This window comes from Mycoplasma amphoriforme A39, assembly GCA_000723365.1.
Lineage (GTDB): Bacteria > Bacillota_I > Bacilli_A > Mycoplasmatales > Mycoplasmoidaceae > Mycoplasmoides > Mycoplasmoides amphoriforme.
The window spans coordinates 61,132-85,894 of the sequence record HG937516.1; the positions used below are offsets into that span (position 1 = coordinate 61,132).

Sequence of the window (24,763 nt, forward strand, 5' to 3'; positions counted from 1 at the left end):
TATTGTAACAAAATAGAAAATACTTTCAAAAAATTTACAGAAATATTATGGATAAACATTAGTACTTATAGATAAGTACGATTGCTTATGTAAAAAGTATTATTTGCTAAATTACCTTCAAAAAAACTGAATCATCGAACTACTATTTATCTGAATAAACAAAAGTCAAAAAATTAATGTTAATTAAAATTACGAACAATTAACTTAAAAACTTTATAAAAATAAAAAAACACGATTTTAAGCCACCTAAACACAGAAGATAATCAAGATGACTAGTTCACTTTTTTAACAACACTTAAAAAAACTAAATTTGGAATTATAGTTTGGTTTTATATCAATACAATCAAGTTTTTTGTTTCTCACATTTCGTTAACAAATTACTAAAAGCATTATTGCTATGTTACGATATACTAAAACGTAAAAGAAAAATCAAATTATCGAAAATGTCCAATTTTAGAACAATTAGTCATCTAAAATACAAACGAACAAAAGTGTGGATCGTAACATTTTATGTGTTTACATTTGTGTTCGCTTATTATCTATTAATCTGGCTTTTATTGGGAGAGATTAATTTATTAAAACTTAATTTAACCAGTTTTTTTGGCCAATTCGTTGACCCAAAGGACCATTCTCGCGTTTCGGGAACTCAATTAGATTCAAGAATGTTTTACTTCACCTTAATTCCTTTGGTTTTTCACGCCTGTTTTATCTTACTAATAAGGGTGATTTTTAAGCAATTAGGATACGACATGATTCCTTTAGTATATAGTTTTTGTGTTGGAATGATTACAATCATTTTTACGGGACTATTTAATAATGCATGATCATTATTAGTTTTGTTTGGCAGAATTGTTTTGGTTGTTATAACTTTTTTCATAACTTTAATAGTGCTTAACTATCTTGTTAATCGTTTCATTTTGCTTAGCAAAAATGCTTCGAACTATTTTGAAAGCATTTTAAACCAAGAACTTACCAAAAAACATCTTAACGAACAATCATGAAAATTAAAAAAGTCTAATCAAAATGAAATTTTAGATGTTGCAACAAGTAACATTTTTTTAAAAAAGAAAAATCAACCAAGTAAATAGGTGGATACAAATGCAATTTGTCGATAATTGTACTTTAAAAATATGTGCAGGTAATGGAGGAAACGGCATCATTGCATGAATGCGGGAAGCCCATTATGACAAAGGAGGGCCTGCAGGTGGTTCAGGCGGTGCAGGTGGCGATGTTATAGTTGTTGCTGATCATAACCAATCCTCATTAATGCATTTAAAATACATCAAATTAGTTAAAGCATCTGATGGTGAAAATGGAAAACCAGATTTAGGTACAGGGCGAAACGGGGAAGCAAAGTTAATAAAAGTTCCTGTCGGAACCACCATCACAAATTTACTTACAAATGATGTAATTGTTGATTTAATTCATGATGGTCAACAATTTGTCATTTGTCATGGTGGTAAAGGCGGTAGAGGAAATGCAGCATTCAAATCACCATCGCTACGAGCTCCAGCAATGTTTGAAAATGGTGATTTGGGTGAAACATTAGAAATAAAATTAGAACTAAAATATCTAGCAAACGTTGGAATTGTTGGCTTTCCTAACGCTGGCAAATCAACATTAATTTCAAAATTATCCAATGCTAAACCAAAAATTGCAAATTATCAATTTACCACTCTCGTTCCTGTTTTAGGAATTGTCAACTATAACGATGCACGACTAGTTTTTGCCGATGTTCCTGGTTTAATTGAAAATGCATCGGAAGGTTACGGGTTAGGACATCATTTTTTACGCCACGTTGAACGTTGTGAAATTCTTATCCATTTAATATCTTTAAGTGCTTTTGATCATGATGATGTTATCATTGCATACGAACAAATAATGCATGAATTAAAAAAATATTCACAATTATTACTAAACAAAAAGATGATTATTGTTGCTAATAAAAAAGATGCACCTGATGCGACAACAAGACTAATGCAACTAAAAAAATATCTTAAAAATAAACCGGTAATTGCTATTAGTGCAATCAACAGCGATCTGAGTGATTTGATTCCATCCGTTTTTAATACATATGAAAAAGTAAAAAACAGTTATGGAGCAAACAAATTTAATAATCCGATTGATCTAATGAGATTATATTCGTATGATAGGAGTGCATCCCAAAATAACGACCCGTTGAACGTAATTAAAGATGAATTAGGAAGGTGAATTGTGAGTAGTAAAAAGTTAGATTACTGATTTCATAAAATACCTCAAACAACAATGGATAATATCGCAAGATTAGGACAAAAAATTAAAAGTATTGGCGTTGAAGAACAGCTCAAAGCAATGGGGGCTAAGCCAAATGATATAATTGTAATCAACGGGTATGAATTTTTAATTGATGAATAATATACAAAATTTGATGAATAATATACAAAATAATTTATGCAAATCAAGAATACAAAAGCAAATGCTATTCTAAAAACAAAACCAATTACTTGTAACTTTAAAACCACTAAAAGTTATGTGCAATATTTAGAAAAATGAGTGCAACAAACGATTCATAATGCTGGAGCCAAAGGTGTTGTGTTTGGGTTATCGGGCGGGATTGATTCAGCAGTGATAGCAGCAATAGCAAAATCTGTTTTTAAAAGTAACCATTTAGCTGTTGTAATGCACATAAATAATCCTTTATTAGATAAAAAATGTACTGATCAAGTAATTAAAGACTTAAAACTAAATGCAGTCCATTTAGATTTATTAGATGCTGCTACAAACATTGCCAAAACAATTAAGATTAATCCAAAAAAAGATTTAGAAATTTTTGCAAATATTAAGGCTCGCATTCGTGCCGTTTCGTTATACGGATTAGCTCAAAAACACAATTATCTAGTTCTAGGAACAAGCAATTATGACGAGTGAATGACGGGTTATTTTACTAAATATGGCGACTCAGCTTGCGATATTGCTCCACTACGTAACTTACTAAAAGGGGATGTTTACACTTTGGGAAATTATTATCAAGTTCCACAAATTATTTTACAACGTGCACCTTCTGCTGGTTTGAAACCTAACCAAACTGATGAAAATGATTTAAACTTAAAATACGTAGATTTAGACAATCATTTCTTAAGAATCAGTCCTTTCAAAAAAACCGAACTAGAACATTACAACAAAATACACAAAAATTCAATTCACAAACGAACGCTTCCTTTGGCACCAAAAGGAATTCATAAACTAGTATAATTTCGTTTTCTTTGCCGGACTTAAGGGAGTAATACTTAGTACTAAACTATTTTCTCGTTTAACCACTGCATAGTAGTTGTACATTTTTGGAATTTTATAATAATCAGTACCATCTCGTCCTTTAATTTCAGGTTTTAAACCAAACAAAATTTTATTAATTTGATTATCGATTTCAAAATTAAATTCTCCTGTTAAATTCAAACGTTCTTTAATGCGAACTCGGGCGTGATCGCTGATGATAAATTTTGCAGATTTTTTATTATAAAAACTCATTTTGAAATCCTTTTGGCAATTGTTTAAAGGTTTTCGAATGTTATTGTCTTAACTGCAAAATTAATTTGCATTTAAACAGATACATTCGCAGCTTAAAACTTGAAAAACCAAACAAATCAATCTTATAATAACAAGATTAATATTCAATAAAAGTCGTTTGTAAAATAATTCTAATTTTTGAAAAACAATGAGTATTTATATAAATATTACCTGTTGTAATTAATATTTACTATTCTATAACAACGATCGACAAAATCATTAATTAAAGCAAAATTAATTTGAATTTTAACCAAAAATTGATCAAACATCAAGTAATTAATTACTAATGATGATTTGATCAATAATCATAACTTTCTTGTTATTTTGTATTTTTTAATAGAAAAGGAGATGAAATTAGCTGATTTTAAGAAATCAAATTTGGTTGCTCAACTGGCGTAACGTGATTTAATGTTAGTAATTCAATTTCTTGAAATAAATTAGAATCATTTTGCATGATATTTAATAACTTATCACGTCCCTGACAAAGTTTATTATTATTAAAACTATATCACGATCCTGATTTTTCAACGACTCCATATTGAATGGCAAAATCAGTAATTTCAGCCTGATAATTCACGCCCTTGTTAAAGAAAATTTCAATATAAGCAATGCCTAAGGGTGGGGCAACTTTATTTTTAACTACAGTAACTTTAGATTTGATGCCCACATGCTGATTGTCATTTTTTAATAATTCTGACCTTCGAACCTCTAAACGTACAGAACTATAAAACAGCAGTGCTCGCCCCCCGGGAGTTGTTTCAGGATTACCAAACATCACGCCAATTTTTTCACGAATTTGGTTAATAAATATAATGCATGTGTTCGTGTTTGCCATGAATGATTGTAAGCGGCGTAATCCTTTGGACATCATTCTAGCGTGTAAGCCGACCATTTGATCTTCCATTGTTCCTTCTAATTCGGCTTTAGGAACTAGTGCTGCAACTGAATCAACCACGATCAAATCAATCATATTGGTTTTAACAAGGGCTTCAATCACAAAAAAAGCTTGTTCGCCATGGCGGGGACGGGCAACTAGTAGTGTATCCAAATCGATTCCTAAATTTCTAGCATAACCAGGATCAAAAGCGTGTTCAGCATCAACATAAGTAGCTTTACCACCCGCTTTTTGACACTGAGCAATTGTTTGAAGTGCTAAGGTTGTTTTCCCTGATGACTCATTCCCGAAAATTTCAATAATTCTGCCTTTAGGTAAACCGCCAATCCCCAAAATTTTATCCAACTTTAAGCTTCCTGTGGAAATTGCTGGAACTTTCGCAATTTTATTTTTGTTATAGAAATTTAAACTTTCTTTGCCGTAACGCTTTTGGATGTCAACAATGGCTTGACCATAAATTTCATCTTCTTTGATCATAGGTTTTATCCTCCATAACAAATAAATGTCAAAAAACACATAAAAAAGACAAAAATAATTAAAAAAAATAACAATTTTTAGCAGAAAAATGGCAGGAATGGTTCTTTGATCCTACACATTATAATATAGTAGAATAATTAAAAAGAATACATCTGTTTTTAACACAAAATTATTAAATACAATGAGCGATCTAAAAAAATTTACAACAACAGAAGAGCAAATATCAAAATTAGAAAAAGAATATATGCTTAAAATGGATGAAAAGGGCAAAGAAAAACTTAAATTATATTTGGATTGATATGGTTATGAAAGGGTGGTAACAGATGCCAAGCCTTTGTTATTTGATAATGCTAATAGTGTTTTTAAAGAAGAATATAATGCAAAGGATTTATGTAAAATCTATGACTTAGACCGAAACATAAGTACGACGATTTCGCGCTATTTATTAAAATCAGCCGAAATTAAATTCAACACATTGGTAGCGAACCACATTGCCAAAAAAATGTATGAAAAAGGTCTTGAAAAACATGGACTTATCGGCACAATAGTTAATGATGATTTAGAGAAGATTTTTCCAAAATATGAAATTGAATATCCAAAATATAAAAATCGACCACAAATCTCACAATTAAAGCGGGATTTACTTGGTTTATTAATCATTCAAGAAAATCGTGGTCAGTTATTGGATGAATATAAAAATATTATTGCAGCAAAACACGCAGAAATTTCTGCAAAGATTGAATCATACCCCAATAACAAAGTACTAGATAAGGAAATCATGGACAATATTTATTTACCAATTTGAACCTTAGCAACAAGCTGAACGTTTGATCGAACTGTCAAATTTTACAATTGTTTAGACGAGCAAACCCAAAAAGAAATTATCAAAAAATTCGTTGGTGATAGCACTAATTGAATAATAAATAGCTCTTTGAACCAAATTCATAAGCATGTTTTTCCTGTCATTATTAATTGGATGAAATATGTAAGGAATATTGTTGCTCATAATGGACAAATTTATAGTTTGGAATATAATCCTTCAGAAAAAAACAAGCAACTAGAAAGACATAATATTGATTTTAATTTCGTCTTTGATTTTTTAAAAAATGTTATTCAAATAACTCGCAATAAAAATGATAGTTATGGCTTAATGTCGTTCGTAAAAATATTAGAAAGTGTTTTATCAATCCTTGATAAAAAAATTCAAAAAGAAATTGATGAATTGTTTGATAAAAGAAGTATATCTGAACAAGTTAAAAAATTACTTTGAGAAAAAATTCGCTTCTAAAATTTGCTCATTAATAAAAAAAAGGGGGGGGTACTTAAATTCCTTGGCTTTTTTTGCGTTTAATAATGAAAATAACGCTTGCAAAAATAACAATAACTATGAAAGGAATTGTCGTACCTAGGATAATTTTGAGCCCAAAATCAGGATCTTGAGGGGCAATTTTTAGCTCATCAGCAGCAGGTGGTGCCACTTCGGGGGCAAGATCACTAATCGGGTTCTGAGTTATTTCTGCTTTTTGTGGGGCAATGAAAGTCTCTAGTTCAAAAAAGGGCATTTCTTGTTTTTCACGAAAATAAGATAGTGATTTTTTTAAATTATCGCTGTTCACAATATGTGTGTTTTTGGCATTAGATGACGGCAATGTCTTAATAAATTTAACAAACTTATCTAACAAGTCGTACTTGTTATTCAATAAGTAGTTTTTGATTTCATATCCATCGTTCGATTCGTTAACTAGAATAACAAATTTGGAAATATTGCCGGTTTTAATTTGTTTGTAAGGAATAATTCAATATCCTTCTGATTTAGTAGCATCATCAATTAATTTTATTTTTCAATAGCCACTAGCTTCCTTGAACAATGTTGTATCGATAGATTGATTTGTGATGTTTTGTTTACCCAAGCCTTCAGAAAACTCTTCAGCAATTTTAATATTGTTCATATAAGTAGTTTTAATGTAAAAAGTTAGCGTATGGTTAATTTCATCATAAACAATGTAAGAACCATTAAAAGCTGCAAATAAATTTTGATAATTTAAATTTTTATTTCCTAATGAAGTTAGCAATTTATTAGCAAGTTTTTGCGGTAATAATTTTTCAGTTTTTAAAAAATCAGATAATAATACCTTTCCATCAATTTTAAATTTTAATTTTGTGAACATATTATTATTTTTAGTTGCTAGATCTTTTTCAATTTGATCAAAAGTTAAATTGCTATCTTGCTTAATAGATTTGTGTTGATTTTTAGTATATTTTACAAAATCTGAACTTTTATTAAAAACATAAATAGACGAGGAATCGGATTCAGTGTTAACTTGAAAATCTTCCAGATTATATTCTTTGTTAGGAGATTCAAATTTCATTAAATAAAAACTTACATTAGTATTTATGCCATCACCTAAATACCAAACATATGGTGCAGGATGCTCGAGACGTCGTTTGTTGCCTAAGTCATTTGCATTTGCAATTTTAACAATTTGAAAAAATTCGCCTGTATCCTTGTTAGGATTAAAATTTAATGAATATTGATTTTTCAAATTTTTAATTTTTTCCACAATTTCATCCGATAGGCTTGCATCATTTCTGTTATTGATAGCATCTAGGGCGCTAATCACATCAGTAACTATAAATGATGATTCAGGAATATTAAGATAATTATCAAGGGAATCGGTAATAATTTTTCTTCCGTTTTTTGAAACATATTGTTCATATTTTGCCGGAGTTCAACCTTTATGCTTGTTATAATCATAATCAATGATCGGGATTGCTCTAGTATCGGTAACAACCTCATTAGGGTCTGACGAAGCCAAATTAAAATTTTTTGCCACAAAATCAGGTTGATAGTTTAATTGATACTTAATCAATTTTTTACCGTGTTCATTTTCGGTCACACTTAACGTATTTTGAATCGTTTTAGATCCAGTAAAATCGCGGTGGGCATCATTAAATTCCTGTAAGACAAATGGCATGTTTTCGATGCTTATTTCTTTGGAATCATCACTAGCAATAGTGTCATCAAAATGTAGTTTTAAAATCGAAAAATCAATTCTGTTTTGATAATCATTTTTTGGATTTAAATAATCAAAATGTTCAATCAATGGATAAGGTTCGATATCAACAAACTGGTTGTTATTTCAAACCGTAACTACTTGATTACGATCTTTAGCACCATAATTAACATTTGCAGTAATTCGTTTATTTTTAAGCGATTGTGCCACTAAGGAAGGAAGGTCTAATAGTGAATTAAAAATTGTTTTTCTCTCGCTGTTGATAAAACGCTCTGAAACTTCTTTATCTAACAGATCAATGCTATATAAAACTGGTAGATCAGAATCAAAAATCGATTTATAATTTTTTGCAAATAAATCACTTGTAGAATCTACTAAATTGTTATATTTATTTAAATTACCATTATGATTTGACCGGTAATCAAGCAACTTTGTTAAGGTATCATAACTGTACCTAAAATTAAAAAAATTATTTAAAAATTTATTATCGTTTATTTTGATAAAAGGATCAGTGTTATTACTTGTTCCACTAGCAATTAACTTAAAAGTTTCAGCCCGTGAAGAATCAGATTTTAAAATTTCATTATGCAAATTTAGCAAATTAACTAAATAAGCAAATTCATCTCTAAAAGCAAATTTGAGTTTTACTTGGTCTGCATCCTGTTTATTATAAACTCCGTTATTGACAGGATTTTCTTGAGTTCCTACACCCGATTTTTTACTAATTAATAATTGTTTTGCTAAAAAATTTAGAAACGATTGGTACCAATGTATTGGTTGAGTTTGATACAACAAAGCAATGTTTGCACTGTTAGTAAGATTTATTGGACTTAAATTGTTAATTGGTTCTATGATTTGGTAAGAATTATTTAAAATTGGGGTAAATTTAACGTTAAACGCATTATTAATAGAATCTTTTAACTCATGAGAATCGACATATAATCTTGTAATTGTTTCATTTCTCTTGCTAACAATTTCTTTAATATGGTTTAAAAAGTTTTTAAATCTTTTACCAGATACGATAACTTCATTAAGATAGTAATACTTGTCGTCTTCAAAGACTTCATCTAAATATCCATTAAAATCATTAGAATCCATATTTTTTATAACATTATCAAAACTTATTTTTTTCTTATTGCTAAAATAAATATCATATTCTCTGTATATATCATTACCAATGCCAAACGATTCAACATTTTTAGGAAAAATAGTTGATCCATAAGTCTGGTTTCATGAACCGCCCGATGCCACGTGGGTTCATAGTTGGACTTTGGTAACGGTAATATTTGGTTCGCCATATTTTTCGCCTGTTAGCAAATTGACAGTGTTGTATTCATCCTTTGCTTCAGTGCCATGCTTCGAATAATTTTGAAAAACTGTTCTTCTTTTTTTTATTTCTGTAGAACCCTTTTCATGATAATAAATAACAACAGCATACTCAGAGGCATCATTAGGTGCAATCCGAATCGCAGAAGTAATGTAACTAACTTCAGCAGTGATCATGTCATTTTTGTCTCATTTACTATATAAAAACATATTGTAGTAATGACTATAAAGTTTAGCAGGACCCTTCGGAAAATAAGCAACAGGACGAGGTGGTTTCTGATATGTTGCATATAATGATGGTGCCACTTCTTTATATGTTTTCTTAAAAATATTTCGATATTCATCTTGATATTCCCTTTGTGATCTTAATGCGGTAAAAATCAAAGCACTTACCTTTAATTTGGCCGCATCTAACTTCGCTTTTTTTCACAGTAATTCACTAATAGTTGGACCATAGTGATTTTTATTAAAGCTAGCAATTTTTTGACTTTGAGAAAAATTTAATTTTCTAGTGTTATCAAATAATTCAACATTGGGATTATTAACGTTAATAACCATTTGATTGGATCCTAGCAAATCAACAAGTTGATCGCTATTAGATCGTTCTGATACGTCTAAAGATTCAGTTGCGTTTTGCACAAATACATACGAACTATTGGTTACATGATTTAAAGATCTTTCGTTAAAAAACATGGGTATAAAAATCATGTTTGTAACAACAACAAATGCAGTTTTTTTCAGGTGATATAACGGTAATTTTCGTAACATATTAAATTCTCTTTTAAATATAAAAATATAGATTTGCTTAATATTAAATCACACGCTTTATACGGGTATATACAAAAATTAATTTAGCAATTATTTTTTCAAGTTTATTAACATTTTTTTGGATAATTTACCATTTCTAAAAATTTTATGTATCTACATAAAATAGTAAAACAATAAAATAATTAAGATGGCTTGGCCGCAATGAAATATAATTTCATTACTTGTTCAAATTAATTTTATGTTTATCTCTACATTAAAAAAATAATTGTTAACTTTATTAAGGTATTCATGTCCAATTTAAAATAGATAACACATGAGGAGTTTTGCCTCAAGATAAGCCAAACACAATAAATTTAAATCGTCAGTATTTAATTATTTTACTTTTTGTGTTTTTTCCCATTAGTATTCCGATATTATGCGGATGATGATATTCACAATGAATCTTTAAAAAACTTATTTATTCAAAACTATTTTCTATCAAAGATTTTTTTATATTTATTACAATTTCATTTCCAATCATCATTGCTAGTTTTTTTGCATTATGAAATTTTTGGTACATTAATTTTTTTAAAATTTATTTTTTTGATCCAACCATTCGTTTTCCAAAAGGCCTGAATATCTTGGTAAACATCTTATCAATTGCTCCTTTAATCACAATTTTTACCATGATAATTTTGGTGCTTTTACATTATTCGTTAAGAAACAAATATTTTTTAAAGAATCAAGAAAAAATCAAAAAAGAACAAGAAAAAATAAATGATGGCGAATTAACAAATGACCATTCAAAAGAAACATACAGTCTTTTTGAAAGATTAATATTTATAAATTTGTATAGTAAAAAAATACCAAATAAAAAGATTAATAAGCCTCGACCAAGTAATGGTGTAGTATTAAACGAAAAAGTTCTCATTCCTGTCAAGGCCCTACAACAACCAATTTCAGTATTAGGATCGTCTGGTTATGGAAAAACAACTACACTCATCCATTTTTTAAAATTTGCGTTTTTAAATAATTATCCAGTAATCTTCATTGATGGCAAGGGAGATCGAAAACTAATTAACGAATTAGCTGATATCGCTAAAGCTAATCGTTTAAAAATGAAATCATGAAGCATCGATGGTAATTTAGAAAAAAAGACGAATGAAGTCAAATACAATCCTTTTAAAAATAAAACTGATAACCAAATTGTGGCATTATTACTAGAATCACAAGGTTATTCACAATCAGCAAAAAACCATTCTGATTCCATGTATTATCGGCAAATTGAAAAGGCCATTCTTGATTTAGTTGTACCATCATTGACAAAACTAAACATTCCCATTGATTTAAAATCATTAAGTAAATATACGAATAAAAAAACTTTTGAATCCTTGGCTTTCAATCGTCATAATATTTTTATTTTAGATCCACTAATTACAGAAAAATACAAAAAAATCAAATATTTTTTTGATCATAAATTATCAAAAATAATGGCAATAAGTTTAAAAGAGCGGCAGATCATTTTAAAAAATAAAAATTTTAGTTTTTATCCGATCAACAAATATGAATATTTACTGCCGGTTTTAATTTTGTCAAAATTAACAAAGGTTCATTTATCAAATCAATTTTTAATTTATTTTTCATTAATATTTGTTATTCCTGGCGAAAATTCATCACTCCTTTATACAAATTACTTCACATTACTTAAAAACATTTATTTTGAAAATTATCATCACGAAAATGAAGCAATTTTACAAATGAAAAATATGATTAATCAAATCGAAAGAAAACAATGATTATCGTTACACTTAAAATTAAAATCAATGGCAGAATCTTTAAAAACAATAAGTGCGAATGGGATTGGATTAAAAGATATTATTAATCGAAAAAATAACAACAATTTTATATTTTTTAGCATTGCAATGCTTGAGGATTCGGTGAACTCAAAATTTGTGTCAGACATTATCATGCTAGATATTATGCAAAACGCATCTTATAACCAAACACAAGGTCAAACAATATTGTTATTAGATGAGTATAGTGCATTTGGCAGTTCAATCTTATCAACATTAGTGTTACAGGCAAGATCATTAATGTATTCGCTAATTTTAAGTTATCAAGGTATCAGCGATATTGCCAAAATGGGGTTAGAATTTAAAGATATCGTTTTAAACAATTGCAACACTTTTATTGTTCATAAAGTTCAAGAACCATCAGGTTCAACAGAAATTTCAAAATTATTTGGAACAAAAAAGAATCTTGTTGATACTTATCAATATAAAAGTAAAATGAATCGAGAACTTAATTTGGCCGGTGTTGACCGGACAATAGATGAAACATATTTATTTAATCCGAATGTAATCCAAAAACTAGAACCAGGAAATGCCATTATTAAAACCATTACACCTGATGGAAAAACTTATATTCACCAAGAGATTCAAAAAATTGATTTTATAAGTCCTCATGTAAATATGGAGATAAAAAAGAAAAAAAGTAGCAGAAAAATAATCCCAGCAAAACCTTTTATATTGTTTTGAAACTTTTCAAAAGATGCTGATGTTAACTATAAAAACATGTTAGCAGCATTTATTAGAAAAATCTCAAAGAATGCAACATAATACAATACCAAACTTTCAACGACGAAATTAATTAAAACATACAACATTGCAAGGTCACTTGTAATCGATGAAACTAAAAAAAATAACATAGTTTTAACAATTTATTTATTGCCTTTTTGTAACGATTTTAACCATGAAGCAAGTTTTGTTTCATTAGCACTATGTTTAGCCGGATAGTAATATTTAGCATTTTGCAATTCCTCAGGTAAATATTGTTGCTTGATTCACCCATCAGAATAATCATGGGGATATTTATATCCAATAATTCCTAATTTTGCACTAGATTTATAATGTCCGTCACAAAGATGTTTTGGAATTGGCGGAATGTTACCATTCATAATGTCAGTTGAAGCGTTTTTCATTGCTAAATAAGCAGAATTTGATTTAGGCGATAGAGCCATTTCAATCGCTAAATTTCCTAAAATTATCGCAGCTTCAGGAAAACCAACTTCTTTTGCTGCTTGCAATCCTAAATAAACTCGAATGCATAAATTGGGGTTTGCTAGACCAATATCTTCGTATGCAACCATTTGCATGCGCCGGGAAATGGATACTAAATCACCACTCAATATTAATCTTCCTAAATAATGAAGGGCTGCGTCAACATCGCTGCCTCGTAATGATTTATGCAATGCTGATTTTAAATTATGAAATTCATCACCATAATGGGCGTTAGTCACATAAACTTGATTCATAAGATTATCTAAAACTGCTTTGGTAATTTTCACATCACGATAAAGATGAAAAATTAAATCAATGATATTAATCGCGGCTCGTATGTCTCCCAGGGTTTTAGTTGCAATAATTTGAAGGATAGCATTTGACACATTTTTCATTTGTGAATTTTTAACAATTGTTTTTAAGCATGCGAATGTTTCAGTTAAATTCAGGGGTTGTAACTGCAAAATCTGGCACCGACTGCGAATGGCTGGATTGATTACAAAAAAAGGATTTTCCGTAGTGGTAGCAAACATGACAAAAGTTCCATTTTCTAAACCTGATAATAAAATATCTTGCTTATCTTTATTGAGTCGGTGAATTTCTTCAACAATTAAAATATAGTTAGCAGACACCTTGGCGGTAGCGATAATGTCAGTGAGCACTTTTTTCTCATCAGTACTCGCATTAAAAATTTTATAAGGCATTTTTAAATCATTGGCTAACGCTAGGGCCAGTGATGTTTTACCAACTCCTGGTTTGCCGTAAAAAATTAAAGAAAAAACCTTCTTCGTCGCCGCAATTCTTGCGATAATTCCCTTCTCATTTAATAAATGTTTTTGCCCAAAAATATCTTTAATTGTTGATGGTCGTAACGAAAGAGCTAGCGGTTTAGTTTTCATAATCAGTCGAATTATTTTTAATCATTCAGTTGTAAAGTTGTGAGCTTTCCAGATTGTTTTTGCTAGCAATATATTTGCATGCATCTTTTAAACGAACGTTAATTTTAGTTAATTCATTAACCAAACATGCCGCTTCAGACCAAGTTATTTTTTGACTATTTTCTACTGTTAAATTGTTATTATTAATTAAAATAACAAATTCACCCTTAACCGTAATTTTGTCAATTATTTCTTCAGGCGAACCAAAATAATAAGTCTCGTTTAATTTTGTTAATTCCCTAGCAACACAAAGATCAGCATTTAAAAAAACCTTACTAATCGTTTTCAACGTGTTAATAATACGGTGAACCGACTCGTAAAAAATTAGGGTTGTTTTATAGTTTTTTAATTCGTATAATCTTTCTTCTAAAAGGTGATTGCTTCGCGGCAAAAAACCATCAAAATAAAAATTATTCGCCGGAAAACCTGATCCCGAAAGAGCACAAGTAACCGCACATGGGCCGTTAACGATTACAATTGGATGCTCGGGGAATTTTGAACGAATTGTTTTGATCAAAATCTGGCCCGGATCACTAATTACTGGATAGCCAGCATCACACATTAACGCACAATTATTATTACTAATGATCTCTAGAAAAGAACTGATTTTTTGCATTTCGTTAAACTTGTGATAACTTTCAAAAAGAACGTGCGAGAATTTGATATTTAACAAATTAAATAGTTTTTTGGTAACTCTAGTATCTTCACAAAATAAGTATTTGATTTGAGAAATCGTTTGTTTGGCCCGCTCTGAAAATTCTTGTAAATTGCCAATTGGAGCAGCAATTACATAGAATGCATTTTTGTTAGTCATGATCTTTTAAAATCTTTTTTAAAGTTAATCAATTGTAATTTAGTAGATTTAGTTGTTTAAATAATTGTTTATGGTTAAAATATTCAATTTTAAGTTGATCACATAAAAATAAACGCTTGTTTTTATTATTTAATTGCAATCCTAAATATTCTTGTCATGTTAAAGATGCATTAGTGCAGTCATATGTTTGAAGATAATTTGCAAACGCATGAATAACGGCTTCATCATCAGCTTCAGCAATTCCATTTTTTCTTTGACCATTTTTGATATCAAAAGGATTAATAAAACACTCCTTGTAAGTTGACAAAACTGCTCGAAGACGGTTACGAATTTTCTTGCCCTGATAATCTGGATCTAAAAACAAAATAATCCCATTGTGTCTTGCGGCTTGAATAATCCGGTTTATTGTCGTTTTTTTTAAATCAGAACCATTGGTTTCAATCGTTTTTACGTGAAATAATTTTTGTAGTTTTTGGGTATCGGTTTTTCCTTCAACCACTACCGTTTCTTTGATAAATCTTCGAGAATTTTTGGTAGATTTGGTGACTTGATTCATTTGTCATATTCCCCATAAATTGATGAAACCGAACCACCATGCATATAACTATGGAGCACTTTTGCGTAAAAAATATCTAAGGAAATTATTTCTAAATTAGTAATTTCTTTTAATTCTTCGCGTGGAGGAACTGTATCAGTGATATAAATTTTATCAACAATTTTTTTATGATTAATTTCTAAAAAGTTTTTAATCGCATCGCCATTAAACAAACCATGGGTTGCCATGATCACAACTTTCTTCGCACCCTTTCGCTTTAAAAGTTTGGCAGCTGAAATGATGGTGCCGCCTGTATCAATCATGTCATCAACCAAAACACACGTGCAATTGCGGACATCACCTAAAACGTTAACGGATTCAGCAACATTTGGTTTAGGACGGCGTTTGTCAATAATTGCCAAGGGCAAATTTAAATCTTCAGCAATCCGCCGAGCCCGCTTAACCCCACCATAATCAGGTGAAACAATGGTTAAAGGTTCGTTTTTATAATCAACTAACAAATAACATAATAAAACTTGTGATGCTCTTAAGGTGTCAACCGGAACGCTGAAAAAACCTTGGATTTGCTCGCTGTGGATATCGGTTAACGCAATGCGAGTTGCTCCAGCTGCCACTAATAAATCAGCAACTAATTTTCCAGTAATTGGTTCGCGACCTTTAGCCTTGCGGTCTTGGCGAGCATATCCGTAATAAGGAATTAAAACACTAATGGAACGTGCTGACGCCCGTTTAAAAGAATCAATGGCAATCAATAATTCCATTAAATTCTCATTTACTGGCTTGGATGTCGACTGCATCACAATCACATCTTTGCCGCGGATGGAAATATCTGAACGAATGTAAATTTCGCCGTCTTTAAACCGATCAATTTTAATGTCACCCGGAGCAATTTTTAACAATTTACAAGTTTTATCAGTAATTTCTTTGGCAGCAGTTAAACCAAAAATAATATGGTTGTTAAGAAAATGAGTGTGGTGACGTTCACAATATTCAGCGGGATATTTGCAAAAAAGTTGCGTCATTTTTTTATCCTTTATAACTTCCCTCATTGATTATAATAAAACATCATAAAATCCTTACTAAATTAAAGTGAAAAAGCAAACTGAAAATACATGAAAATATGACTACCATTTACTAATTTCGTAGTCATATTTGTTAAGCATCTTTAAACTTTTTAATATCGAAAACCATGTATGCAAAATCTAATAAATCTTGAGAACTAGTTCTGATGCATTCCGTTATCAAACATTAATTCCAAAATTTCGTCAGCGGTAATTGTGCCAAAATAGCGCATTAAATCAATATTATCTAAAACATTTTTTACACTAGGTTGATCAAAGTTAATCCCGATGAATTGATCAATAATTTCACTTAAATCACTAATGCTTAAAAAATCACCATAGAATTTAATGTCGACGATTTTCCCTTTATTAGTTTGTAAATTAACTTCAATCAATCCGCCTGCAAATTTCCTTTTATTAACAAAAGCAAATTCTTTCGTTTCACCATAGTTTCACGCTCACGTGCTAAAATGGTCTTTGGCCCGTTTTTCAATCCAAGCTAGGGCATGTTCGTCGAACTTTACAATTTTGGCACCACCATGTTCCACAAACCATAAGCATAAGGCATTTTTAAATTGTTCAACGTCTTTCATTGCTGAATTAGCTGGCAAATGATCAATAATATTAGTAATTCGCTTACGAATCGAATCAATTCCCTTCGCACTCATTTTGGATAAATCAACATTTAAGTAAGAAGTTAACAAATCAAAATTAACATTGAACATTAACGTTCCGTGTTGTAATAATTTATTCTTATACAAATATTGGGCATTACCACTAATTTTTTTGCCATCAATTTCAATATCATTCCGGCCGTGAAAAGTGGCATTAACGTTTATGCTTTGCAAAAAATCGACAACAGGCTGACCAATGATGTCAAACCGACAGGGCTTGTTAATTTCGCTACGATCAATAATCGTGTAGCACAAATTACCTAAATCTTGATAAACCGTTCCGCCACCAGAAAAACGGCGGACCAGATTAACGTGATCTCGTTGAACGTTTGCCAAATTAATTTCTTTGTAAGTGTTTTGGTTCCGACCAACAAAAATCGTATTATCATTTTGCCAAATAAAAAGAATCGGCTCGTTGCTAGGATTTTTATATTCTTTTAACAAGTACTCTTCAGTAGCAACGTTAAGGTATGGTTGCGTGGTTTTGGAAATGAATAATAAGGACATTTTTTCTAGTAACTAATCATCAATAGTTAGGCTTCAGCATGATCTGCAAAAAAATCAACAACAATTTTTCTAGCCGCATCGCCAATTGATTCAGCAATTGCCGGATGGGGATGAATTGAGTTGTACAAATCAAAAACAGTTAACTTGTGCCGCATCGCCAAAGCGATTTCACTAATCATGTCACTGGATACCGAACTAATCATGTGCACCCCTAAGATTTCGCCGCTTTCTTTATGAGCTAACATCTTCATGATGCCGCGGGTTTCGCTATCTGCTACGGCCTTGCCGTTAGCCGCCATTGGCAGCACAACCTTAACGTAGGGAATTTTTTGGTTAATCAATTCTTCTTCAGGATAACCAACACTAGCCACTTCGGAATGAGTATAAATACAACTTGGAGTGTAATGTGGTAAAACTTTCAAAGGTTTTTTACCCAAAATATAATCGACGACATAACGGGCTTGGTGATAAGCGTAATGGGCAAGCATCAATTGGCTAGTAACATCACCAATTAAATAGATATGCGGTAAAGAAGTTTGTAGATTTTCGTTTAATTTGATGTGACCAGATGCGGTTTTTTCTAAGTTTAAAGGTTGTAATAATTCGTCATTTGCCTTGCGACCAACACATTCTAAAATGTAATCAGCACTAATGGAGGTACTTTCGCCACTAACACTATAGTAAAGGGTTGAACCTTGAGCTTTTTCAATTTTGGCATTAGTAACAATTTTCACGCCAAAATCAACAAGGTGTCTAGTCGCATGACGGCTAATATCACCATCTAAACGTTCTAAAATTTTAGGTAAACCCTGAATAATCGTTACATCAGTTTTAAGTGCAGCATAAATGGTTGCCATTTCCACACCAATCACCCCGCCACCAACGACAGTTAATTTCCGTGGTAATTTCGGCAATGATAATGCTTGGGTGGAATCAATCATTTTGCCTGATTGATATGCTTCTTTAAAGCCTGGCAGATTTAACGAACGGTTGGAACTACCCGTAGCAACAATGATGTTTTCGCCCCAATATTGTGTGCCGTTAACAGCAACTGTGTGCTCGTCAATAATCTTTGCTTCACCCTCAACAACAGTGGCTTTAGCGGTTTTCAAAATATACTTTACGCCATCAACTAAAGTGTTCACTACCTTTTGTTTTCGAGCTTGAATCATACCCCAATCAGGAGTAAAAGACGACCCTTCGCCAAATTTAATCCCATACGAACTAGCATGTTCTAAATATGTGGCGATTTTACCGCTTTTAATCAATGCTTTAGTGGGAATACAACCCACATTTAAACAAACACCACCAAACATTTCTTTCTCAATAATCAACACCTTTTTTTTATAGTGGCCAGCATGTTCAGCAGCCATATAGCCACCAGGACCAGCTCCGATGACAATGATATCAAACTTATCCATGATAATTTCTTTCTTTCTAACCTAAATTTTTAAAAATCATGATAACCATCAATCTGAATATCACGTGAATTCAAAGCTTCGGAAATAACTTTAGCAAAGCGGCCAACATCTGCACCATCAATCCAGCGGTGATCAGCAGCAATTGTTAATGGCATAAATTGCTTAGCAATGTATTTACCTTCATTGTTTTTAACAACACGTTCTTCAATCGTGCCTGTGGCAACAATTGCTAACTCAGGAAAGTTAATAATCGGCACGCCAAAAGCCGCACCAATTGAACCAAAATTCGTTAAACTAATGGTACCACCACGAATTTCAGCAAGTCCTAATTTTTTTTGACGGGCTTTAGTTGCTAATTCAGCGATTTTTTGACCAATTTCAATAATTGATAAAGCGCCAGCGTTTTTAATGTTTGGAACGATTAAACCGTTTTCTGTATCAACAGCAATTCCAAAATTGATTTCCTTTTTAAAATGAATTTTATTTTGTTCCTTCACATAAGAAGCATTAAAAATCGGGTATTTTTCAATTCCAAAAATTATGGCTTTCACTAAAAACGGTAAAAAACTTAACTTTAGATTATACTTGCTAAAAATATCGTCCTTAATTCTTTTCCGATAGTTAACTAAGGTTGTCATATCGACATAAAAAGTTAGTGTGGTGAAGGGAATTTCATTCTTAGCAATACTCATTTGTCTGGCAATTGCAGCCCGGATCATCGAAACATCTTCGAGCCGATCGCCAGGATTTAGCTTAATTTCATCACTACCCATAATTTATCTCTCCGAGTTAAAAAATAATATCGTTAAAACTTTTTATTTCCTACATGAAAAATGCGTCCTTGAACGTGCAAAGCGCATTAATTCATTATTTTTTTTGCTTACCAAAAAGAGGTAAAACCTTATTAGAAACCGTCACTTCGCCAACGACTGAAGCACCCTTGTCTTCTTTTACTGATTCAAGCTCTTCTTTTGGTGATTCCTGTCCAACTGGTGTAGGTTCTGGTTTTACTTCTACCGCAATGGGTTGGGGACTATTTGGGCTAACTGCTGGTTGGTTTTCAGAAGTAGCTGCACTAACTCCGGGTTGGTCTTCAATTAAAGCAATGACGTCACCAACGTGAATAACCTGGCCGACAGCAACAAGAATTTGGACAATAACCCCACCAACTGGAGTGGGAATATCGCTAGTAACCTTATCGGTTTCCACATTTAAAACCGGATCATCAACTTTTACCGTGTCACCGACTTTTACGAAAATGTCGTTAATTTTTCCTTCTTCCAGCCCTTCTCCTATATCAGTAAACTTAAATTCATACATGTTATGATCAAATCCTTTCGGCAAATAAAAACTTTATCTTAGTAATCCATCAATTATTTTAACAGTTCAGCAACTGCATCTTTAACGCGTTGTTCAAGTTTAAACTGAATGTGTTCGCCTTTGGCTAAAGGGATGTTAATATCTCATCCAGTTACACGTACTGGCGGCTTAGTTAATGAAATGCCATTTTCCACAACGGTAGTAATGATTTCAGCAGAAACACTAAATGATTTAACTGCTTCGTGAACGACTAGTAAGCGGCCGGTTTTGCGTACGGATGCAAGAACGGTTTCACGATCTCATGGCGAAATCGTACGGAGATCAATTAGTTCAACCGCATCACCAAAATCTTGAACCCAGTTAAAACAATCCACAACTAAAGGACCATAGGTCACAACCGTAAGTTTATTACCTTCTTGTAAAACATTAGCTTCGCCAATTGGTACTTGATAAGCTTCTTCAGGAACTTCTTGACGGAAGGCACGATACAAGCGTTTAGGTTCTAAAAAGACAACAGGATCGGGATCGTTAACAGCAGCTAAAAATAATCCTTTAGTGTCATAAGGATTGGAAGGGTAAACTACTTTTAATCCAGGAACATGCGAATAGATCGTTTCAAGTGATTCACTGTGGTGTTCTAACGCCTTAATGCCGCCACCCATCGGAATACGTAAAACAAGCGGAACATGACGTTGACCGCGTGTTCTTCCACGGTATCTTGCAGCATGTGCAAATAATTGTTGGAGGGCTAAAAAGGAAAAACCATCAAATTGAATTTCAACAATGGGCTTCAATCCTAAGAGAGCAGCACCAATTGCACAACCAGTCATTGATGCTTCGGAAATTGGCGAATCCCATACCCGTTCTTCCCCATATTTTTTTTGCAAGCCTTGGGTCGCCCGGAACACCCCGCCTTCAAATCCGGAATCTTGTCCATAAAGAACAACGTTTTTATCATTTGCTAACGCAATATCCATCGCGTTATTTAACGCTTGAATATTATTTAATTCTTTGCTACTCATTGTATAAACATCCTATTTAAAGTATTTTTTAGCCAACTCTTTTTGTCTAGCGAGTTCAGGCGTAATGGTTCCATATTGCACATCAAAAAGATCATCAACAGTCACATTGTGCATTAATTCAGCACAAATTTTGTATTCACTTTCGACTAAATCGGCAATTTCTTTTTGCATTGCTTCTTCTTTAGTTGCATCCCAATGACCGTTAGCAACTAACCACTTATTTAAACGTTCAATCGGGTCTTTTTTCATTCCTTCAGCGTGCTCTTCAGCAGTTCGATAAATTGTTGGATCATCCGAAGTTGTGTGTGGACCTTGGCGGTAGGTTACAAATTCAATTAATACTGGGCCCATGCCGCTACGAATGTACGCTAATGCATCCCTAGCTGCATCATAAGAAGCAAAGAAGTCATTACCATCAACCCGAACTCTCGGAATCCCAAAAGCGATTGCTTTTGATGAAATATCACTCACTGCAGATTCGTCTTTTAACCGTGTGGAAATAGCAAACCCGTTGTTGTTAACACAGAATAGACTATTTCATTTGTGAATTGCAGCTAAATTAATTCCTTCATAAAATTCGCCTTCGGCAGTTCCCCCATCACCAATGAAGGAAACAGAGACCGCTTTTTTACCTTGGTATTTAAGGGCATAGCCTAAGCCAGCATTTTGGGAAATTTGCGAACCGATAATAATATTAATCGGTAAAACATTCACACCTTCGGGAAAAACGCTGCCTAACTCGTTGCCAGCTCAATAAAGCATTAGTTTATGAATTGGAACGCCACGCATGATCATTAAGCAATCGCTACGAAAAGCGGGTGCTAATCAATCGTTTTTGTGCATTGCTAAGGCAACAGCTGCTTGCAAGCCTTCTTCGCCTAAGTTTGGAGCAAAGTTTGCCATCTTTCCAGAGCGTTGTCAACTCAACATTTTTTTATCCTTTTGCCGACTAATATTCATGAATTTGTAAGCTTCAAGAATTTTTTCAACTGGTAAATTAGGAGTATAACCTTCGGCTAATTTACCATCGGTGTCCATTACTTGAAACAGCGTTTCCGGAACATTACTTTTTACAAGAATAGCCATTTTGTTTTTCCTTTTTGTCCTCGCCAATTGCGTTTAATAGAGAGTAAAAACTCCCAATTTCATAATTAATGTTTATGATTCTACTTTAAAAAATTTAAAAAATAATAAAAAAGTACTTGGTTAATCTTTTTATTAAAAACCAATTAGAATAAAACGCTTATTTTTCAAAAATAAAACTTAAACTTAGAGTAAGTTGTTCACTGATTATTGCTAGATAAAAACCGGAAAATACCAATAACAAACATGATGATAATGGGATGTTTGTAATGCTAGAGATAAAATGATTAGTTTAATTACTAATTGTTTTAATTTTGATAAAACAACTAAAAAACTAACTAACGCTTTGTTTTTTGAATGATTTTACAAGTGCAAATCACTAAACATGATCTATTTTTTGGGTTTTTGAATGGAAGCAATGACCATTTCCTAAAAAATCGAGGCAATATCCATAGATTCACGAGAAAAATTGCTTAAATTGTGGCTAAAATGCAATAAAACTTGAAATAATTTTAATAATTTTAAATATTACAATAATAATATAGTAACCATGAACAATCTACAAATGAGAAAATAGCAATGAAACTAAAAAAAGCATGCATCATCACAACCCCGATTTTTTATCCATCAGGTGCTCCACATATTGGTCATGCATTTACAACTATTTTGGGTGATTTTATTAAGCGATTTAAACAGCAACGTGGTTATGATGTGTTTTTACTTACTGGTAGCGATGAACATGGCAAAAAAATCCAAACAAAAGCAGTTTTAGCAAACAAAACACCTCAAGAATATGTTGATCAAAATAGTTTGCGATTTAAAGATCTTTTTGATAAGATGCAAATTTCATATGATCAATTCGTACGCACCACAAATTCTGAACACGAACAAGCAGTGCAAGCAATTTTTACAAAAATTCAAAGCCAAGGCAATATTTATCTTGATGATTGGGAAGGTTTATATTGTGTTGATTGTGAAGAAAACTATACTGGATCGCAAGTGATTATCAAAAATGAAAAAGCTTTTTGTCAAATTGGTCATCCTATAGAAAACCACAAAGAAAAAACTTATTTCATTAAAATTGCAGAATACGAATCACTAATAAAAAAATTTTTAGTAGAGCAGCAATTAAACATTTTTCCAGATAGTCGTTTTAATGAGTTGATCAACAATTTTTTAAATACAGGTTTAAAAAACTTATCAATTAGTCGCGAAGAAGTCACTTGGGGAATTCTGGTGCCTGGCGATGATAAGCAAACGATTTACGTCTGGTTTGACGCTTTGTTTTCTTATTTAACTGGTACTGGCTACTTAACTAGTCATGATAGCAATTTTCAAAAATATTGAAATGATCCTAATAGTGAACGTATTCAGTTGCTTTCTAAGGAAATTGGTCGCTTTCACTGCATCTACTGGCCGTTATTTTTAACATTTTTAAACATTCCGCTGCCAACGCAATTTATTTTACATGGCTGAATTGTTGATGAAAATGGAACAAAAATGTCAAAGTCTTTGGGTAACATCATTGATCCCTATAATTGGGTGGAGCAATACGGTAATGACGCGATGCGCTACTACTTGTTAAAGGAAATGAATTTAGCAAAAGATAACCGGTGTGGCAAGCAATTGCTCGAAAGTGTCTACAATGCTGATTTAGCAAATAATTTAGGAAACTTAATTTCACGAACCATTGGAATGTTAACTAAATACCAGAATCAAATCATCTTACAACCCGAAAACTTTGATGAACAGTTACAAAATTTATTTGAACAATTAAAATGCTTACCCATTTCCTTTGAAAATTTAATTAACCAAAAGTCGTATCATGCAGCATTTACCCATTGTATTGAAGCTGTTGTAAGAATAAACAAGGCAATTCAAGATTACAAGCCGTGAGAATTATTTAAAAATAATCAAAAACAAAAGTTAGCTAATTTATTATTTTTAGCAGCAGCGACAATTCGCAACGTTTTTGTTTTGTTAGAACCTGTTTTCATTAATAAATCCAAACAAGCCTACCAACAAATGAACTTTGACTCAAAATTAACCACCATCGATAGTTTGCAAAATCATTTTGCAATCTGCAATGTTAAAGTCAACCAAGCTTACCCCTTATTCGAACGAATTCAAAAAAAGTAAAAGATCGCATTAGTAATTTTTTTGAACCTAAACAATAAAAACTTTGCAAAAAAAATCCGAACCTAATTTATGCCAGAAATAAAAATAATAAACCTTAATTACTGAAACATGTTGGTTAAGAACATGCAGAAAAAACGCATTAATCGAAGCGAAAATTTAAAACATTT

At 31.8% G+C, this 24,763-nt stretch carries 19 protein-coding genes; 6 read left to right on the top strand and 13 right to left on the bottom strand.

Annotated elements, in window-relative coordinates:
- Nucleotides 1-443: 443 nt before the first annotated feature.
- From ABDB96_RS00315 to nadE, 3 genes are read left to right on the top strand one after another with little or no spacing between them, the layout of a single operon-like run.
- Nucleotides 444-1,088 (top strand): MPN565 family protein, encoded by a 645-nt coding sequence (locus tag ABDB96_RS00315; RefSeq protein ID WP_343251524.1) that lies wholly within the window; start codon nucleotides 444-446, stop codon nucleotides 1,086-1,088.
- Nucleotides 1,089-1,098: 10 nt separating this feature from the next.
- The gene (gene obgE / locus ABDB96_RS00320) at nucleotides 1,099-2,394 is read left to right on the top strand and encodes a GTPase ObgE (protein ID WP_343251525.1); all 1,296 of its coding nucleotides are present in this window, start codon (nucleotides 1,099-1,101) and stop codon (nucleotides 2,392-2,394) included.
- Between the two features lie 36 nt (nucleotides 2,395-2,430).
- Complete coding sequence (gene nadE / locus ABDB96_RS00325) at nucleotides 2,431-3,231, top strand: NAD(+) synthase (protein ID WP_343251526.1); 801 nt, start codon at nucleotides 2,431-2,433, stop codon at nucleotides 3,229-3,231.
- Here nadE and ABDB96_RS00330 read toward each other — a convergent pair.
- The gene (locus ABDB96_RS00330) at nucleotides 3,223-3,504 is read right to left on the bottom strand and encodes a hypothetical protein (RefSeq protein ID WP_343251527.1); all 282 of its coding nucleotides are present in this window, start codon (nucleotides 3,502-3,504) and stop codon (nucleotides 3,223-3,225) included. The genes nadE and ABDB96_RS00330 overlap by 9 nt on opposite strands.
- Before the next feature lie 403 nt (nucleotides 3,505-3,907).
- The gene (gene recA / locus ABDB96_RS00335; protein WP_343251528.1) at nucleotides 3,908-4,915 is read right to left on the bottom strand and encodes a recombinase RecA; all 1,008 of its coding nucleotides are present in this window, start codon (nucleotides 4,913-4,915) and stop codon (nucleotides 3,908-3,910) included.
- 181 nt (nucleotides 4,916-5,096) lie between these two features.
- Between recA and ABDB96_RS00340 the strand changes: the two genes are divergently transcribed.
- Nucleotides 5,097-6,203 (top strand): Abi family protein, encoded by a 1,107-nt coding sequence (locus ABDB96_RS00340; protein ID WP_343251529.1) that lies wholly within the window; start codon nucleotides 5,097-5,099, stop codon nucleotides 6,201-6,203.
- 34 nt (nucleotides 6,204-6,237) lie between these two features.
- Here ABDB96_RS00340 and ABDB96_RS00345 read toward each other — a convergent pair whose 3' ends face one another.
- Nucleotides 6,238-10,023, bottom strand: a complete 3,786-nt coding sequence (locus tag ABDB96_RS00345) for a hypothetical protein (protein WP_343251530.1) — start codon at nucleotides 10,021-10,023, stop codon at nucleotides 6,238-6,240.
- A 677-nt stretch (nucleotides 10,024-10,700) separates the two neighbouring features.
- Between ABDB96_RS00345 and ABDB96_RS00350 the strand changes: the two genes are divergently transcribed.
- Nucleotides 10,701-12,620, top strand: coding sequence for a TraM recognition domain-containing protein (locus tag ABDB96_RS00350; protein ID WP_343251531.1), 1,920 nt, complete (start codon nucleotides 10,701-10,703; stop codon nucleotides 12,618-12,620).
- A 101-nt stretch (nucleotides 12,621-12,721) separates the two neighbouring features.
- Here the strand turns inward: ABDB96_RS00350 and ABDB96_RS00355 are convergent, their stop codons facing one another.
- The 10 genes from ABDB96_RS00355 to pdhA all read right to left on the bottom strand — a co-directional run bounded on the left by ABDB96_RS00355 (nucleotide 12,722) and on the right by pdhA (nucleotide 22,460).
- Nucleotides 12,722-13,960, bottom strand: coding sequence for a replication-associated recombination protein A (locus tag ABDB96_RS00355; RefSeq protein WP_343251532.1), 1,239 nt, complete (start codon nucleotides 13,958-13,960; stop codon nucleotides 12,722-12,724).
- Nucleotides 13,950-14,813, bottom strand: coding sequence for a 16S rRNA (cytidine(1402)-2'-O)-methyltransferase (gene rsmI, locus ABDB96_RS00360; protein ID WP_343251533.1), 864 nt, complete (start codon nucleotides 14,811-14,813; stop codon nucleotides 13,950-13,952). The genes ABDB96_RS00355 and rsmI overlap by 11 nt, the downstream gene beginning before the upstream one ends.
- Nucleotides 14,806-15,369 carry a ribonuclease M5 gene (gene rnmV / locus ABDB96_RS00365; RefSeq protein WP_343251534.1) on the bottom strand — a complete coding sequence of 188 codons (564 nt, stop codon included), beginning with the start codon at nucleotides 15,367-15,369 and terminating at the stop codon, nucleotides 14,806-14,808. Before rnmV ends, rsmI begins: the two co-directional genes overlap by 8 nt.
- Nucleotides 15,312-16,391: a ribose-phosphate diphosphokinase gene (locus ABDB96_RS00370; RefSeq protein ID WP_343251535.1), complete on the bottom strand. Its 1,080-nt coding sequence runs from the start codon at nucleotides 16,389-16,391 to the stop codon at nucleotides 15,312-15,314. The genes rnmV and ABDB96_RS00370 overlap by 58 nt, the downstream gene beginning before the upstream one ends.
- 197 nt (nucleotides 16,392-16,588) lie before the next feature.
- Complete coding sequence (lplA, locus tag ABDB96_RS00375) at nucleotides 16,589-17,611, bottom strand: lipoate--protein ligase (RefSeq protein ID WP_343251536.1); 1,023 nt, start codon at nucleotides 17,609-17,611, stop codon at nucleotides 16,589-16,591.
- A 26-nt stretch (nucleotides 17,612-17,637) separates the two neighbouring features.
- Complete coding sequence (gene lpdA, locus ABDB96_RS00380; RefSeq protein ID WP_343251537.1) at nucleotides 17,638-19,032, bottom strand: dihydrolipoyl dehydrogenase; 1,395 nt, start codon at nucleotides 19,030-19,032, stop codon at nucleotides 17,638-17,640.
- Between the two features lie 29 nt (nucleotides 19,033-19,061).
- Nucleotides 19,062-19,805, bottom strand: a complete 744-nt coding sequence (locus ABDB96_RS00385) for a dihydrolipoamide acetyltransferase family protein (RefSeq protein ID WP_343251538.1) — start codon at nucleotides 19,803-19,805, stop codon at nucleotides 19,062-19,064.
- A gap of 94 nt (nucleotides 19,806-19,899) precedes the next feature.
- Complete coding sequence (locus ABDB96_RS00390) at nucleotides 19,900-20,352, bottom strand: biotin/lipoyl-containing protein (RefSeq protein WP_343251539.1); 453 nt, start codon at nucleotides 20,350-20,352, stop codon at nucleotides 19,900-19,902.
- Nucleotides 20,353-20,405: 53 nt separating this feature from the next.
- Complete coding sequence (locus ABDB96_RS00395; RefSeq protein ID WP_343251540.1) at nucleotides 20,406-21,374, bottom strand: alpha-ketoacid dehydrogenase subunit beta; 969 nt, start codon at nucleotides 21,372-21,374, stop codon at nucleotides 20,406-20,408.
- 12 nt (nucleotides 21,375-21,386) lie between these two features.
- The gene (gene pdhA / locus ABDB96_RS00400) at nucleotides 21,387-22,460 is read right to left on the bottom strand and encodes a pyruvate dehydrogenase (acetyl-transferring) E1 component subunit alpha (protein ID WP_343251541.1); all 1,074 of its coding nucleotides are present in this window, start codon (nucleotides 22,458-22,460) and stop codon (nucleotides 21,387-21,389) included.
- A 576-nt stretch (nucleotides 22,461-23,036) separates the two neighbouring features.
- On the opposite strand from pdhA, the gene metG reads away from it, so the two are divergent.
- A complete protein-coding gene (metG, locus tag ABDB96_RS00405; RefSeq protein ID WP_343251542.1) occupies nucleotides 23,037-24,596 on the top strand; it encodes a methionine--tRNA ligase in 1,560 nt (519 codons plus the stop codon).
- Nucleotides 24,597-24,763 lie beyond the last annotated feature (167 nt).